This is a genomic window from Pseudochryseolinea flava, assembly GCF_003286915.1.
In the GTDB taxonomy this organism is placed as follows: Bacteria; Bacteroidota; Bacteroidia; order Cytophagales; family Cyclobacteriaceae; genus Ohtaekwangia; species Ohtaekwangia flava.
Genome location: NZ_QMFY01000003.1, coordinates 125,371 through 141,906 on the forward strand (window position 1 = coordinate 125,371; position 16,536 = coordinate 141,906).

The window sequence follows — 16,536 nt, forward strand, 5'->3', positions numbered from 1 at the left end:
CGTTACTTTATAAATTTAGTAGACTTGAGTAACATCAATTCGTTTCTGTAGGCATAGTAAAGCAATCCAAAGCAAAGCACATTGTAGAATATGTGTACATATAAAGCATATTGCTGAAGCACTACGCTTTCGAAAACAATGATTACACTCATCAACAACAGCGGTGCACCAATAAGTTTAAATCCATTATATGAATACTGGTAATCTTTCGCCAATAACATTCGGAGCAAGAAGATTTCAAGCACAGCAACAATAAAGGCTGCGCCGATTACGCCAGAAATCTCCCAACGCTTGATCATCACCACTAGCAAAACAATTTTTGTCAACGACACCCCAATGCTAATAAGCGTTAAACGATCCATCTTCTTCAGTACGTTGTAAGGAATTACAAAATACAAACGCATCGATTTAAAGATGTAGAGAACGGCAAGGTATGGCAAGTAAGGAATGGCTTGTGCATACGCCGACTTCTTTCCAAAAAAAGTAATGAGTAGAACAATAGCAATGGGAAGCAGTAGAATGCAAACAACGATCAGCACCATCATCACCGACAGTTGCCCATAGTAGTACCGATTAAGTTCAGGACTTGTACCTTTCACTTCCTGTTTATTGATCAATTGAATCACCTTAGGAGTAATCGTAGCGTTCAATCCATTGAGAAGCAAATCAATTCCTGCGAGGCATTTTACCGCGAAGTCATAGATACCAACTTGCGCGAGTGGTAAAAAAATACCGAGGAGAAATCGATCAAAATAGTTGATAGCCCACTGCTGAAGCTGATACATAAATGTAAAAGCATTGAAGCGCGCAGAAGTATTTTCCCAAGGAGTTTTGAGATGAATACCAAATTCTCCAAACACACGAGAGTAAACCCATATCGATACGACTAAACCAGCAACAAGTCTCCCGCCGAGGGGTCCGATGAGGGAGTTGGGAAAAACTTTTAACCCAATAATGGTAGTGGCCGCGATTAAGATGAAGTAGCCAACGTTCGACCAAAGGAAAGGCTCTGGTTTCTCGCGCGTTTGGAGCAAGTTGCCATGGACTTTGATGATCGCTTGAAACATTCCCACGCCAACAGAAATCAATCCATACGGAAAGAATGACAACGTCTTCTTCGGGATGAAGTAACTAAAAATCAATTGACCACCGATGCAAAGAAAAAGGCTCACGAGAAGTCCCCATCCAAGCATAAAGACAAACGACGCGCTGATGAATGATCGTAGCGCTTCAGGTCGACCTTTAAGTTCGTGATAGTGGAGATATAGTGAGGTGTCAAAGCTATAAGTGACGACAATCTGAACGAAGATCGAAAATGCAAGGCACATCGATAAGGCTCCGTAAGACTCTGGCGGTAAGTAGACTATGTAAAACGGCAGCAATATGATGGCACTCGCCATAGGAAGGGCGCCTGCCAACGTATAGGTTAGTGAGCTTTTAATGAATTTCTTACTGATCACCGCTATTAAATCTCAGCCTAGCTACTTTGCTCTGGAAAAACCATGCAAATAACAAAAAAATAGCGATTGGCCAGCACCCACCTGTCGCCTAGAACGCGATTGATTTTTTCAGGCCGACCGTGTTCAAAAGCCTAAACGTATTATCTTCACCGCCGAGAAATCCGAATTTAAACCATGAGATATCAGACGCTGGGCATCCTCACGCTTTTTGCAGCAGTGGCATGCCAACCAAAAGAAACGAAGAAAACGATGGGAACCATTGAAAGACTAGACCCTGCACTAGATGCAATTGTGAGTGCCACGGCACAACCTGAGATTATCGCTGAAGGGTTCGAATGGAGTGAAGGCCCTTGCTGGATCGAGTCAACAAAAACATTGATCTGGTCTGATGTGCCGCGCGATACCATCTTCCAGTGGTCAGAAGAAAAAGGAACATCAGTATACCTAACGCCCTCTGGCTACACGGGCACCATTCCCCGTGGTGGCGAAATGGGATCGAACGGTCTCACCCTCACCAAAGACGGAAAGCTTGTGCTTTGCCAACATGGCGATCGTCGTATAGCGATCATGGATGCGCCACTCAATAAACCCGAACCAAAGTATATCACGGTAGTCGATAATATTGATGGAAAAAAATTCAGCAGTCCCAACGATGCGGTTGTACGCAGCAACGGTGACATCTTTTTTACAGATCCACCCTATGGCCTACCGAATGGCGTGAATGATTCGACAAAAGAGACTTCGTTCAATGGCGTGTACAAAGCGTCTCAAGGAAAAGCTACATTGCTTGTCGACTCATTAACAAGACCAAACGGTATCGCATTCCTTCCGGGTGAAAAAACGTTTATCGTAGCGAACTCAGATCATGAAAAAGCAATCTGGTACGCGTTCGATTTAACGGAAGATGATTCCGTAACCAATGCGCGTGTATTTTATGATGCCACCAAAGAATCAAAAGCAGGAGAGAAAGGACTTCCTGATGGTTTCCGTGTAGACAAGAACGGCAACATCTTCGCGAGTGGACCGGGTGGTATTTGGATCTTCAGCCGCGAAGGCAAAGTCCTTGGCAAAATTAAGCTTACAGAACCGGCTTCCAACTGCGCACTTAGTGACGACGAAAAAACATTGTTCATCACCAACGATATGTATATCCTTCGGGTGAAGCTCAGAGATTAATGTATCATGTGTTCCAGTGAATACCAAGCTCACTTGAACACATGAACACTTCCAAACTTGAACACCTTCTATGCACGCTACTAAATTGATTACGCCCGAAACCCTGTTGGTGATGTGTATCGGCGGGATCGCATTTATCTTGATTATGCGCGCGATCTTTCGCAAGCGGGATTAAGGTCGCTAGCTTTCGTGTTCGCCGTTCACCTCGCATTACGGAAACTAACCCCAAGTAAGTTTTCTAGCGTTTTCCACCGAAAAACACGTGCAACTGCCGACCAGCTAACCTTTTAATCGTCAGGATGATTCCATAATTTCAACGATGAATCGTTATTTGAACTTCTAATAATTGAAAACACTTATGAAAAAGGTACTTTCCTTATGCGCCCTGCTCCTCGTGACCACCGTAGCCTTCGCGCAAACCACCAAAAAGACACTTGAGTTACCTGAGTTTAAAGGCATTTATGTTAACTCTAACTACACTGTTTACCTGAAACAAACCAATAAGCAGGAAGTAGTGATCGAGGCTCTTACAGAAATCTTTACAGCGACAGAAGTTAAGGTAGAGAATGGCATCTTGATGATCAACATCGAACGTAAGCCAGAAAGTCCCAACAAAAGCTTGTGGGCTAAAATTGATGACATCAAACTTAACCCGACCATGAAAATTTGGGTGAGTGTAAAAAACATCAATGAACTTCAAGTGAATGGTGGTGGCAAAATTATTTCCGAAAACTCAATCGCAGCCGATTACATCAATGTTGGCGTATCAGGTAATGGTAGCCTTGATGTCGATGTAAAAGGTAACACGGTGAAGGCTGAAGTTAGCGGAAGTGGAACACTAACCCTTCGCGGATATGCCACTTCAATCGATGCGTTTGTCAGTGGATCAGGAACAATCGCTGGGTTTAATTGCCCACTCGAAACGGCAAAAGTAAAAGTAAGCGGTACGGGCACGGCTCAACTGAATGTATCTACCAACATCGATGCAACAATCATGGGAAGCGGTCAAATCAAGCATAAAGGAAACACCAAAAACGCTACCAAGAAGATTTACGGATCCGGAAGCGTCGAGCGCGCATACTAGGTTCTTCTCAAATTTTTAAGTAATCAGATAATCCTTAACTTGAGATTGTCTGATTATTTTTTTTTACAAACCCCAATTGATCATGAAAGCCATTATTGGAATGTTCTGCTTTGCCCTTGCCGCAACCGTTCTCCACGCGCAAGATTTCGCCCAGTACGACAACTATACCTTCAAGGTAAAAGAAGATTATAAGCCGGTTGAACCTGCAATCTTGGAAATGTCGAATTACGTCCTCACTACCAAACCTAGCGACACCGACAAAAATCAACGGATTGCTTTCAAATTTATCATTCTCTGGATGAGTGGCACGCCCGATCATCAATTTGCAATTGATGCAAGCTTTCAACCCTTCATGGAGAAGAACGACAAACTGCTCGGAGTATTCATGGCTTCAATGGCGAAGTATTTCCTATCAAACCCGAATGAATCCAATGCTGCTCAGCTAAAGAAAGGCTCTTATGAAATATTTCTAAACTACTGTGGAAACGATGCGTATGGCATTAAAAAGTTTAAGGAACTCAACAGGGCCCTGGCCGCGCAACAAGAAGGAAAACTAGACACCTATCTCAAGTTATAAGTCGCCGGCCCATACATGAACCGGTTGATGACGCGCCTCCATAGTATGTTGATCGTGATGGCTAAAGTTGTAATCGCACCTTAAGTTTATTCAAGCCTGTCGCGATCATCATCACCATTACGGCAAAAACGATTGACCATACTATACCTACTGGCGCACGATGAAGTTCACTTGGCCAATGTAAGTGTAGTATGCTCATCAAATGCATCAGAATGAACGGAATGATGTATGTGAGCAAAGGATTGGTTGCTGCGGGTCGGAAGAAGCCTGTCCAGCCACTTACTTTTTTAATATCGATCAACCAGTACAAGAAAATAAAAATCAACGTACAGATCGCTGCTGAGTATAACGCCCATGTTGGTGTTGCCCAAATTTTCGAGATTTGGTAATACGGCCTTAAGAAGAATCCTATTACAATCATAATCGCAGCGAACAAAAACGCTTCCACAGAACGGCGCAATATCGATTTTGGTTTTGCGTGATCAAAAAACAACAACGAAAGAATGATTCCACCCAACACGAGTAGCGTATGGATCGCGTGCCCCGTCTGACCTTTCATCCAAGCAAGCACATCGATCTCCTGTAGCGACGGCATCTTTCCAACAATAAAAAATACGATACAAGCGACAAAGCAAATGATCAAGCCGATTAGATTCCCTTTCACCAATTGATAAAGCATGCTTGCAATCAGATAGGCCCAACCAATAAGTCCTAAGATGCCCCACCACTGCGGCTGCAGTGTTTCGGTTCCATCTTCTCCGCCTCGAAATATAAACGCAAGCACTACGAGTCCTACAACACCGATACCACGCAAGATGTATTTAAACGTTTTGTTGTCGAAGGTGTAAACATTCCACACCAAGATTACACAGACATAAAACAACAACGACCATGTGGATATTGACATACCCATAGCGGCTTCGTTGTATCCTGTCTCTGCATTGACCATGAATACACCAAGCACCAGCAAGCCTATCGCTCGAAAGAGAATATGCCATTGCAGTTGAAATAATCCATCGCCTTTCACAATTCTATTGTTAATCGCGAAAGGTATCGACATGCCAACAATAAAAAGGAAAGAAGGGAATACAACATCAACGAAAGTCATCGCATCAGCATCAGCGGGCATGTGCTTCATCCACAGTGGCACGCCTTCAACACCTGCAAGTTCATTTACGAATATCATCACAAGAATTGTAATCCCGCGAAGTGCATCAATCGACAAGATGCGTTGTGTGGTCAGTGAATTGTAAATGCTCATGATTAGGGATTAGAAATAGTAGATGATCTTCCAGAACGGCCCTTCGTGTTAAATGCTTTTAGCGTAACGTTTCCCTTCGCCGCCAGCGGACCTGTGTACACTTTGCTCTTCGGTGTGGGCTCACTACCATCGGTCGTATAACGAATGGTTAGTCCCGGCAATTGAATGTTTGCTAAAACTTTGCCGTTGGCAACAATGGCGCCTGGCGATGGTATCCGATAATGGTATCCGCCTCTAAAATTATCAAGACGAACAAGCTCGCGTTGACCAACAACGTTGAGGTATGACGACCACGCCTCCTGATACATTGCCTCACTTTTTTTCTCATCCTTCTCTTGTGCCCATGCTGGGTCTTTCTCCCAAGCTCTTGCTGCCAGCGAAAGCATCTTTGGTAGAATCATGTATTCCATGCGATCAGGTCCTTGTACCGTTTCAGACCACAGCAACCCTTGTATGCCTACAATGTTCTTCTTTCCGTAATCCGTTAAACGTTCTTTGCCGATGAATATCTTACGATCCAACGCATTGCCTAATTTGTCCTCCTTCGAGTTTTTAAAATAGTCATACGGGATGAAGTAGTATGGTTTGTCCAAGTCTGTAAATGCGCCCCAATAGTATCCTGGTTCTTCGAAGGATTTATGATAGGCCATATCGAAATACAAATTCGACACGCACGAGAGAACAACTTTATATCCAGCATTTGCAAGTTGGTACGCGAGATCTTCCGCACCCCAACCTAGCACGTTATTCCAAACGTCTACTTGAAGTCCCTCCCTCACAAAATCAGGATTTGGAATGTATGCTTTATTTCCGTCAAGCATTGTTTTGCGCATGGCAATCTCTTCCCAACCATACAATGTAAGTCCTCTCTTTTTCGCGATATCATTGACCTTGCCATAGTAGTAGTACCACAAGTCATCAGTCGACTTAATGTTATGATTGACTTTCATTAACTGCTCAACCGCCGGCGACTTTTCCCAAACACCTGCTGGCACTTCATCGCCGCCAAAGTGAATTGTATTGATCGGCGCTTGTGCTTCCTTGTACATCGCAAGTACATCATCAACTACAGTTTCCAAAAAAGTATACACAGAAGGAACGGCGACGTTAATCACATTGTCTGTCCATCCTTGTACCGAACGATACTCAGAGGCATCTTGTAGGTCGCGAAGCAAATATTTCTCAGCTTCCGCTTTCTTCCCTTCCTTCATCAAGCATTCGTAACGCGCGTCCATGGATTTCACGGCAGCACGTGCGTGACCAGGCGTTTCGATTTCTGTAATGACGGTGATGTGTCTCTTCGTCGCATAACGGAGGATTTCAATAAAGTCAGCGCGTGTGTAGTATCCGCTACCATAAGGCGTTGTTACATTAGGTCCAGATCCAAAAGAGGGAGGTAAAAACTGTTTACTATCCAATGTATGTCCACGTTTTGAACCCACCTCTGTTAGCTCAGGAAGGGACGGAATTTCAAGACGCCAGCCCTCGTCTTCGGTGAGATGAAAATGAAATACATTTAATTTATACATTGCCATCAAATCAAGGAGGCGCAGGATCTGTTGCTTCGTCTGAAAATTTCTCGATACATCCAGCATGAAAGCACGATGAGGGAAACGTGGTTCGTCTTTCACTGAAACAAACGGAACCACCACCTCTGATTTTATTGACGCCCACGTGGACGGCGGCATCAGACTCAAGAAAGATTGTACACCGTTGAAGATGCCATGACCAGAAGACGCCGTAATCGTTACACCAGTATCATTTATGTTTAGTTCATAGGCTTCTTCCGGGAAATCTGATTTTACAAATTGAATCTTCATTTTCCCAGACGTGGCAGTGGGTACTACAACCGGTTTCTTTCCAAGAATGCCGAATAATGTTTCTGCAAGGTAGCTCGCCTCATTGGAGAAAGTCTGGTCGGATACAATTTCTACATGCGCGTTAAGTTCAACTGAACCCGTTAATACTTGGTATTGTAGCGGTGCTGGAAAAATTTTTACAATATCCTTTTCAGGCAACGTTGTTATAATTCTATTTTGCTCGTACAACATCTCCGGTGTGATCAATCCGATTTTGTCGGCTGCAAAACGTAGATATTGTTTTGGAGTAGTCGAGGGCTTGACGGTGTAATGAGAAATTGAATAGCCTTTCGTTGGTGCTGCATCAAAAATAAAATACAAACCCGCAGGCGCATCGGTAAAGTTCACCACCCAATCACCCGACACAAATTCAATTCGTAACGAAGCTCCAGGTTTTATGCCTTCGAAATTTTTTAGTGGAAACACACGGAATAAGTCGCCGTTCAACCGTTCAACGCGCACACTACCGGTTGATGATTTTATATCGCGAATAAAATTGAAATACATGCTCCATCCCGATGATGGAAAGATCTGTTTGCCTTTATTGGTAATGGTGAAAGCTGAAAGCGTAGCGGTTTCATTTTGATGGTTGTTCTCAACAACCTCCCATTCGATATACAATTTGCTAACGTCGGGCAGTTGTTGTGAAAATGTAACGCTCGAAATCATGAGCATGATAATTGTAAAAATTGTTTTGATCATTGTGGTGTAGCGGTGTCTGAAAATTCGGCAGTCAATATAAATTGATTTGAACATTCACCCTTCATAGCGTGAATGAAATTTAGCAAGCACACAGACACATTTACAAAAACTATTGAACACACGCGCACATCCTCAATATGCTTCAACATATCGGTTGAATATTTGCGATCACACACAACGTTTATCGTGCGATTGTTCGGTGATGATGACGACATCTAATCAAAAAATTTTAGGTCAAAAATTCTCGTGATCGCATGCGATATAGTACATCACAAAATCACCAAAAACATGGCCATTGCGGTGCACATCCGATGGAGAATTGTGCTTTTAAAAGCGTTGAAAAAAGCAGAAAAACGGCCAAATCACTGCAGAAATGCGGTAAATGAACCCCCGCTTTTATTTTCGAAAAATCTAATTACCTTTATCGACTAATTGATTTTCTTCACGCGATACTACTTGTAGATCATTGTAAAGTCAGTCAGTTAAAAAAATTAATTTCTCATTTATTACTAGTACAATGAACATTTACGTTGCCAACATCCCTTTTAAGGCATCCGAACAGGAATTGAGGGGATTATTCGAAGAGTATGGCGAAGTTTCTTCTGCCAAAATCATCATGGACAAAGTTACTCAACGCAGCCGTGGTTTCGGTTTTATCGAAATGGCTGATGAAGCTGCTGCCCGACAGGCCATCACAAGCCTCAACGGTTTTAATTTCTTAGGCAAGACTCTTGTAGTTAACGAAGCTAGACCTAAAACTGATGCTCCTCGCTCTGGCGGTGGTGGTTTCAGAAGCGGTGGCGGTGGAGGCTTCAATCGCAGAAACAACAACGAATATTAATCACTGAGATAATGAAGAAAAGCTGTCCAACTAGGGCAGCTTTTTTTTTGCGCATTGAATCGCGACGAGAAAACTCAAAAACTTACGCGGCTCGTCAAATTCAAAAATAAAATACGTTCTTGCTGCCACTAACATCTAACCCCAATGAAAAAGATATTGTTCTGTCTTTTGTTGTTTGCATTCGCGTTCAACATACAAGCACAAGAATTCGACAGTGCTCAAGCATTTATCGACAGCCTCGAATCAAAATTCCACTATCAAACTGGCGAAATAAAAATCGGTGACGACATCGGCACACTCAGCGTTCCGAAAGGATTTGCTTACGTAGATCCCGAGCAATCACAGTATGTAATTCATGACCTCTGGGGAAATCCGGGTGGAGAAGGAACATTGGGTATGCTTGTTCCTGAAAACGGTGGTGTGATGCACGACGAAAGCTGGGCATTCATCATAACGTATGATGAATCTGGTTATGTAGAAGATGGTGACGCCGATGATATCGACTATGAAGAACTACTCACACAAATGCGCGAAGACGGTGCAACTTGGAATGAAGAGCGCAAGAAGCAAGGGTACGAACCTATTGAACTTGTTGGCTGGGCATCGACACCATACTATGATGCTGATAAAAAGGTACTCTATTGGGCAAAGGAACTTAAGTTTGGTGAAGCAGAACTGAATACTTTGAATTACGATGTTCGCATCCTCGGACGCAAAGGACACTTGCAACTACAAGCCGTTGCAGGCATCAATCAATTGGCGACGGTGCAACAAAATATTCCATCGGTTCTTACTGCATTCAATTATGCAGAAGGCAAGCGCTATAGTGATTTCGATCCAGACATCGACGAAGTTGCAGCTTGGACGATTGGTGGACTCGTAGCAGGAAAGGTTCTTGCCAAAGCAGGCTTCTTCGCCGTGATCTTGAAGAATATCAAATTGATTGGGATTGCTGTAATGGCTGCCATCACCGCACTGTGGAAGCTGTTTAAAAAGAAAGTAAATGGCCCCGATGTGAGAGATATCGGCGGAACCTCTGATACACCACAAGCTTAGCTTTCATAACGATACCGGCTTCGTCAGAGCCCATGACGGAAACAAAATCAATGTTAGTCGATCATGGGTTTAACGATTGAAGCCGGTATTTTTTTTATACCGTGCGCTCAACTTTGGAAGCAAAATCGTTTGCAACTTTCAATTGCGCTTGTGCTCATTTTTTTGTAAACTTTGTATAAACAAATCACAAGTTTATGAGTGTTATCACCGATGTAGAAAAATGGGGTAACAGTCACCGCCCTGGTTTTCTTGATATCTTCAGAATTGTATTGGGTGTTTTCATAACGTACAAAGGTTTATATTTTATCACCCACATGCAGATGCTCGAGACAACCACATCTGGCGTGAATGTTTACTTCGCTGGCGCTGCGCTCGCACATTATGTTGTGTTCGCACATATTCTCGGCGGGCCACTAATCGCTTTTGGCCTCTTCACACGAATTGCATCATTGATCCAGTTACCGATACTTGTCGGTGCCGTTTTCTTAGTAAACTATCCGAAAGGATTTTATTCTATCGCACAACACATGGAGTTATGGCTTTCACTGATCGTGCTCGTGGGCTTGATCGTCTTTATGATCTTTGGTGCAGGTCGTTATTCCATTGACGCGAAACGTAGAAAAGAAATGGGAATTTCAAACTTCTAAGCACGATTAACCACCTATTCATTTAACCTAAACCGAGAGGGCATCTAACCGTTAGATGCCCTTTTTATTTGTGCCTTCAGAATCCGTAATTTGAAGCCTTGTAACAACCGCATGAAGTACTTTATAGGCATCGACATCGGAACGGGTAGCACCAAAGCCGTTTCCCTCAATAGTAAAGGCGAGGTCATTCACATCGCGCAGGTCCCCTACCCGTCCATCGTTCCTCAACCGCAGCACCACGAACAAGATCCAAATGTAATCTGGAATGCGTTCGTAACGTGCATTCAAAATACAATCCAAGAACTGAAGCATACACCGGTAGCCATCGCGCTAAGCAGTGCCATGCACAGTCTAATCTGCATGGATCACAACAGGAATGCCGTCAGCAATATGATTACTTGGGCTGATAACCGCAGCGCATCTATTGCTGAAAGAATTAAGAATAGTGCTCTGGGTGATAAATTATATACGCAAACCGGAACGCCCATCCATGCCATGTCGCCGCTCTGTAAAATCCTGTGGTTGAAAGAAAATGATCCGACATGTTTTACCAACACCTCGACATTTATTTCCATCAAAGAATTTATTTGGTTCAAGCTTTTTGAAACATTTGAAGTTGATCATTCCATCGCATCCGCTACCGGATTGTTCGACCTTGAATTAAGGCAGTGGAATGAAACGGCCATGAATCTTTGCGGCATATCCATAAACCAACTGTCTACGCCCGTATCAACATCGTTCAAAAGAACACTCACCAATAAGCTTATCGCCGAAAAGCTTTCAATCAGTACTGACACAACGTTTGTCATTGGCGCAAGTGATGGATGCATGGCCAATCTTGGCAGTTTTGCAATCAACCCTGGAATTGCTGCCCTTACCATTGGCACGAGTGGTGCGATCCGCGTTGCCAGCCCAAAACCCATTTTCAACTTTAAGGCGATGACGTTCAACTACCACCTTGATGAAGAGACGTTCATCTCTGGTGGACCGATTAACAATGGTGGCGTAATCTTAAAATGGTATGTGCAACATTTTTTAAAACGCGCGTTGAAGTCTGCCGACGATTATCACGAAATCTTCGATGATTTATTTGAAACGCCTGCAGGAGCAAATGGATTGATCTTTCTCCCCTATCTCCTCGGCGATAGGGCACCGATTTGGAACAGTGATGCCTGTGGCGTCTTCTTTGGCATCAGCACACAACATACACAATCACATTTCACACGCGCATTGCTCGAAGGCATTTGTCTCTCACTATACCACATCGGTGATGCACTCATCGAATCAGGTCTTGAGATTCAAGAAATTCGCGTGAGTGGAGGCTTTGTTCGCTCGAAAGAATGGCTTCAACTACTCGCTGATATTTTTGGAAAACCAATCGTACTCATCAGCACAGAAGATGCCTCAGCTATCGGCGCCGTTTATATGGCTATGAAATCTCTTGGCGTCATACAAGATTATCATGAACTTAAGCAACCAGATCCCGTGATCTTTAAACCACAATTAGACAACCATCGCGTATACCAAGAACGCATTTTTCCGTTGTACAAAAATCTATATAAGAACCTCATGCTCGATATGGCGATTTGGTCTGACTTTCAACGCATGCAACATGACGATATGGTGATCGCCGAACGAAAATAACGATGACAAACACGATTGGCATTATCGGGCTCACTCCCCTATCCATTGCATTCGCCACCAAACTTTACCAAGCCGGGTTGCGCATTATCGCATTCGACAACGATAAGGCTATACGTGAAGCCTTCACCATAGGTAACACACGCGTTGCTGCTTACGTTGACGAATTCTTTGATGCTATTGACACCAAACGGGTTGTATGGAGTTTTCTCAATGATGGAAAAGAACTCGACCTTTTTTTGGAAAACTACATCAGCTACTTCGCGGTGAGCGATATCTTAATTGATTGTAGCCATTCAACACCCCATGAATTGGGGGCACGATTGCGATATGCCCAAGGATATCAAATAGATCTTATGGACGCCGTTTTAGTACATTCTGATCCAACGTTAAAACTCTGGATCGGGGGAAATCGTTTCGCTTACAACTATTGCATCCCCATACTTAAAAAGGCATTCGATGAACCGAACTATCATTACACCGGACTTTGTGGAGATGCTCGACGTCAGTTCTCACAGGAGTCATGATCGCGAACGTCAAAGGATTGTCGAACGAATAATGTATTTTAGCTTTTTATAAGGACCTCAAACTTCTAGCATGGACGAATTACAACGCCAAAAGCTCAAAGACCTTACGGATAAAGTGGACATCCTCAGCAAGCAACAAGAGAAACTTGCATTTGATATCACACAAATACGGCAGGAGTTGAAGATATTATCAACACCAACCACTGTCGATGAGCCGTCCATTACGGTTGCCGAAAAGACACCGGAAATCAAACCGATTCCAGTCGAAGAAAAGAAAACGCTACCTCCGGTCACGCCGCCACCTGTTGCTAACAAGCCTGCGATGCCGCCACCCATACCCACACGTGGCGGGTTTAAGCCAAGAAGATCGCCCGACGATCGTAACGCCGTAGAAGAATTTATCGGCACCAACATCTTAAATAAAATTGGTATTGCCGCGGTGGTGATCGGTTTAGGTATCGGTGCAAAATACGCAATCGATCTTGAGCTTATCAACGAGGTAACACGAATCATCTTAGGCTATGTAGCGGGTGGTGTTTTAATCGCCTTGGCTATGCGCTTAAAGCCGAATCCAAAATACCTTGCATTTAGTGCTGTGCTGTTAAGCGGAGGTATGGCCACTTTGTATTTTATGACCTTCGCCGCGTATGCGTTTTACGATCTCATTCCGCAAGCAATGGCATTCGTACTGATGGTTGTATTTACAGGGTTCACCGTCTTTGCTGCGCTACAATATGACATGAAGGTTATCGCTATCATTGGCCTTGTCGGCGCTTATGCCGTGCCGTTCATGCTCAGCGATGGTTCAGGAAGAGTGCATATCCTTTTCAGCTACATGACCATTATCAACATCGGTATACTTATACTGAGTTTCAAAAAAGCATGGAAGGTTCTTTATTATATCGCCTTTGGCCTTACATGGCTGATTTACATGGCTTGGTTTGCCGGCGACTATGATCCGGAAAAACATATCGTAACCGGTCTTCTATTTTCGACACTATTTTTTGCAACGTTCTACACAACATTCCTTGCCTACAAACTCGTGCGAAAGGAATCACTCAATATTCCCGACGTTATTCTGCTGGCCTTTAATACATTTTTATACTACGGATTTGGCTATGCCGCGATTGACATGGCGGAGAATGGTGAACTTTATTTAGGATTATTTACCGTATTCAATGCGTTACTTCATTTTGTCGCGTGCCTCGTGATTCACAAACGACAAGAAGGACCACGAGAGACGTTTTATCTCCTTGCCGGAATGGTTTTAGTTTTCCTCACGCTTGCTGTTCCTGTACAATTTGAAGGAAGCTGGGTAACGCTAATCTGGGCGCTCGAAGCTGCGTTGATGTTTTGGATCGGACGAACAAAGAACCTCCCGATATACGAAAAGATATCGTACGGATTAGTCGTACTCACTTTCGTAGGCTTACTCTACGATTGGCAGATGTACTACATGCACTACGAATTCGATGGCGAACAGAGTTCGCTTCGTCCATTCTTTAACATTTCAGTGTTGTCGTCTTTACTCGTCGTGGCCTCATGGGGAGCTATCTTGTATATCAAAGATACGCACCCCACTTCTGACACAGCCAAAAACAAGTTGCTTACCGCATTCAATTGGATCGTTCCGATCTTTATGGGATTCGTTTTATTCTGCACCTTCTACCAAGAAATCGATGCTTTCTGGAGCCTACGCTACCATGACACGGCAATAAAACCTGCTAGCGAATATGATATCTCGACCTATAACGATGACTATTTATATTTCAACACGCTGTCGAGTATTCTTTATGCTGCGCTCTTCATGATCAGTTTGTGGCTACTCAATCGTAAATGGTTCCACAACAAGTATGTTGACAACGCAGTATTAGCCTTCAATATGCTGATCATCGTTTCGTTCCTCACTGGTGGTGTCAATGCCCTGTATGAGCTGAGATCAAGTTATTTGTATCCTTCTGATCAAGATCCATTCATACATGGTGCTGGGAACATTGTCATTCGCTACATCTCCCTTGTTATTATACTCCCGCTGCTGTGGATAAATTATAGTATAACAAACGATCCATCGATGGATGCACGTCTCAAAAACGTGATGAAAGTATTCTCAATCTTTGTCGTTTTGATTATTCTCAGCAGTGAAATGATCAGTCTACTCGACCATGCATCTATTGAGAATAGCGATCGACTCGCGCTTTCTCTGTTGTGGAGTGTATACGCTTTTGCGCTCATTGCCTATGGATTGAAAAAAGATATAAAACTGATTCGTATCGTTGCAATCGTAATCTTTGGCATAACCATTATTAAACTTTTCTTATACGACGACTTATCTGCGGTTGGTAACACCGTTGTGCTGATCATTCTCGGTGTGTTGTTACTTGTCGCATCGTTTATTTACAACAAACTCAAAAAAACAAAGAATGAAGCGTAGCGACCTGCTTGCCGTATTGTTTACTTTCATTGGAATACTTTGCCATGCGCAATCATCATACCATTACGCACGACAAATACCGGCACCCACTGGCAAAGGCTGGTACGGTATAAATCTTCCTTCAGAAATTTTTAAACATATTAAAAGTGACTATGGTGATATCAGAATATTTAAGGTCACCAAAAAAGACACCACTGAAATACCATACATTATTAGAATACGGGAAGCATCGGCAGAAGTCAATACGATTCCGGTAAAGCAGCTCAACAAAAGTACGCGCGATGGAAAGCTTTTCATCACGTTTGAGCTTCCGAAAGGCGAGACCATCGATCACATTCAATTCAACTTCAAAGAAAAAAACTTTGATGAGATGGTTACGCTCGAAGGCAGCCATGATCAAAAAGAGTGGTTTACGCTTGCTGAGAACGAACGTATTGCTGCCCTCGACAAAAATGGAATGCAGTTCAATTACAATGAAGTGTTAGTTCCGTCGACGAACTATCGCTATTTACGCGCCACCATTTCCGGAACACCGGTAACATTCGTAGATGCTTCTCTCACGTCTACCAAACTCGTCACAGGATTTCACCACCATGTTGCACATCGCTGGAAAGCCACAGACCTAAAGACTGCGCGTCAAAGTGTAGTCGAAATCAAATTTAAGTATGAAGAGCCAATCAATTTTATAAACATAGACATCGAGCATTCTGCCGATTTTTATCGAAACTATACGCTTGAAGTTTTAATAGACAGTGCAAAAACTGACAAAGGAATTCGCTATTACTACAACACGCTCACCACAGGCTACATCACTTCTATCAAGTCGAATAACATCAACTTCGAACTTACGAAAGCACGTCAATTGAAACTTACTGTTTTCAATGAAGATAATGCACCGCTAGAAATTAAATCTATTTCTGCAAGCAGACCCGAAGTAACGTTGGCATCACAACTTGAACCGAACCAGGACTACTACCTTTTTTATGGAGATGAATTTGGCACTGCACCTGCTTACGATATCGTTCACTTTGAAAAAAACATTCCGGATACATTACCCACGCTTGAACTCCAAGATGAAATCGCATTGAAGCAAGATGTAGTTGAAACAAAAACGCCGCTGTTTCAAAACCCCGTTTGGCTTTGGTCGATCATGGGTATCATGATCCTTGTGCTTGGATTTTTCACGATGAAGATGATGAAGAATAAGTAAGTAGTGTGTTGATTTCAAGGTGAAGTCGCTGACGAGCAGTCCGATATCGAATAACATTTTCCAA

General features: G+C 43.2%; 13 protein-coding genes. 10 read left to right on the plus strand and 3 right to left on the minus strand.

Annotation, left to right across the window (positions count from 1 at the left end; all coding sequences use genetic code 11):
• Positions 1 to 2 precede the first annotated feature (2 nt).
• Positions 3 to 1,460: a lipopolysaccharide biosynthesis protein gene (locus tag DQQ10_RS08155; RefSeq protein ID WP_112746362.1), complete on the minus strand. Its 1,458-nt coding sequence runs from the start codon at positions 1,458 to 1,460 to the stop codon at positions 3 to 5.
• Between the two features lie 174 nt (positions 1,461 to 1,634).
• On the opposite strand from DQQ10_RS08155, the gene DQQ10_RS08160 reads away from it, so the two are divergent.
• From DQQ10_RS08160 to DQQ10_RS08170, 3 genes are all read left to right on the plus strand, one after another.
• Positions 1,635 to 2,636, plus strand: coding sequence for an SMP-30/gluconolactonase/LRE family protein (locus DQQ10_RS08160; RefSeq protein WP_112746363.1), 1,002 nt, complete (start codon positions 1,635 to 1,637; stop codon positions 2,634 to 2,636).
• 358 nt (positions 2,637 to 2,994) lie between these two features.
• Complete coding sequence (locus tag DQQ10_RS08165; protein WP_112746364.1) at positions 2,995 to 3,720, plus strand: head GIN domain-containing protein; 726 nt, start codon at positions 2,995 to 2,997, stop codon at positions 3,718 to 3,720.
• An 82-nt stretch (positions 3,721 to 3,802) separates the two neighbouring features.
• Complete coding sequence (locus DQQ10_RS08170; protein WP_112746365.1) at positions 3,803 to 4,297, plus strand: hypothetical protein; 495 nt, start codon at positions 3,803 to 3,805, stop codon at positions 4,295 to 4,297.
• Between the two features lie 61 nt (positions 4,298 to 4,358).
• Here the strand turns inward: DQQ10_RS08170 and DQQ10_RS08175 are convergent, their stop codons facing one another.
• Positions 4,359 to 5,558 (minus strand): DUF5009 domain-containing protein, encoded by a 1,200-nt coding sequence (locus DQQ10_RS08175; RefSeq protein WP_112746366.1) that lies wholly within the window; start codon positions 5,556 to 5,558, stop codon positions 4,359 to 4,361.
• 2 nt (positions 5,559 to 5,560) lie between these two features.
• Positions 5,561 to 8,119, minus strand: a complete 2,559-nt coding sequence (locus tag DQQ10_RS08180) for a family 20 glycosylhydrolase (protein ID WP_112746367.1) — start codon at positions 8,117 to 8,119, stop codon at positions 5,561 to 5,563.
• A 517-nt stretch (positions 8,120 to 8,636) separates the two neighbouring features.
• Here DQQ10_RS08180 and DQQ10_RS08190 point away from each other — a divergent pair.
• From DQQ10_RS08190 to DQQ10_RS08220, 7 genes are all read left to right on the plus strand, one after another.
• The gene (locus tag DQQ10_RS08190) at positions 8,637 to 8,960 is read left to right on the plus strand and encodes an RNA recognition motif domain-containing protein (protein WP_112746369.1); all 324 of its coding nucleotides are present in this window, start codon (positions 8,637 to 8,639) and stop codon (positions 8,958 to 8,960) included.
• Between the two features lie 144 nt (positions 8,961 to 9,104).
• Entirely contained in the window at positions 9,105 to 10,016 is a 912-nt protein-coding gene (locus DQQ10_RS08195) for a DUF2167 domain-containing protein (RefSeq protein WP_112746370.1), read from the plus strand.
• 194 nt (positions 10,017 to 10,210) lie between these two features.
• Positions 10,211 to 10,663 (plus strand): DoxX family protein, encoded by a 453-nt coding sequence (locus DQQ10_RS08200; RefSeq protein ID WP_245970326.1) that lies wholly within the window; start codon positions 10,211 to 10,213, stop codon positions 10,661 to 10,663.
• Positions 10,664 to 10,774: 111 nt separating this feature from the next.
• Positions 10,775 to 12,307, plus strand: coding sequence for a gluconokinase (locus DQQ10_RS08205; protein ID WP_112746371.1), 1,533 nt, complete (start codon positions 10,775 to 10,777; stop codon positions 12,305 to 12,307).
• Between the two features lie 2 nt (positions 12,308 to 12,309).
• Positions 12,310 to 12,831 carry an NAD(P)-binding domain-containing protein gene (locus tag DQQ10_RS08210; protein ID WP_112746372.1) on the plus strand — a complete coding sequence of 174 codons (522 nt, stop codon included), beginning with the start codon at positions 12,310 to 12,312 and terminating at the stop codon, positions 12,829 to 12,831.
• 70 nt (positions 12,832 to 12,901) lie between these two features.
• Positions 12,902 to 15,262, plus strand: coding sequence for a DUF2339 domain-containing protein (locus DQQ10_RS08215; RefSeq protein WP_112746373.1), 2,361 nt, complete (start codon positions 12,902 to 12,904; stop codon positions 15,260 to 15,262).
• Entirely contained in the window at positions 15,252 to 16,472 is a 1,221-nt protein-coding gene (locus DQQ10_RS08220; protein ID WP_112746374.1) for a DUF3999 family protein, read from the plus strand. Before DQQ10_RS08215 ends, DQQ10_RS08220 begins: the two co-directional genes overlap by 11 nt.
• Positions 16,473 to 16,536: the final 64 nt, after the last annotated feature.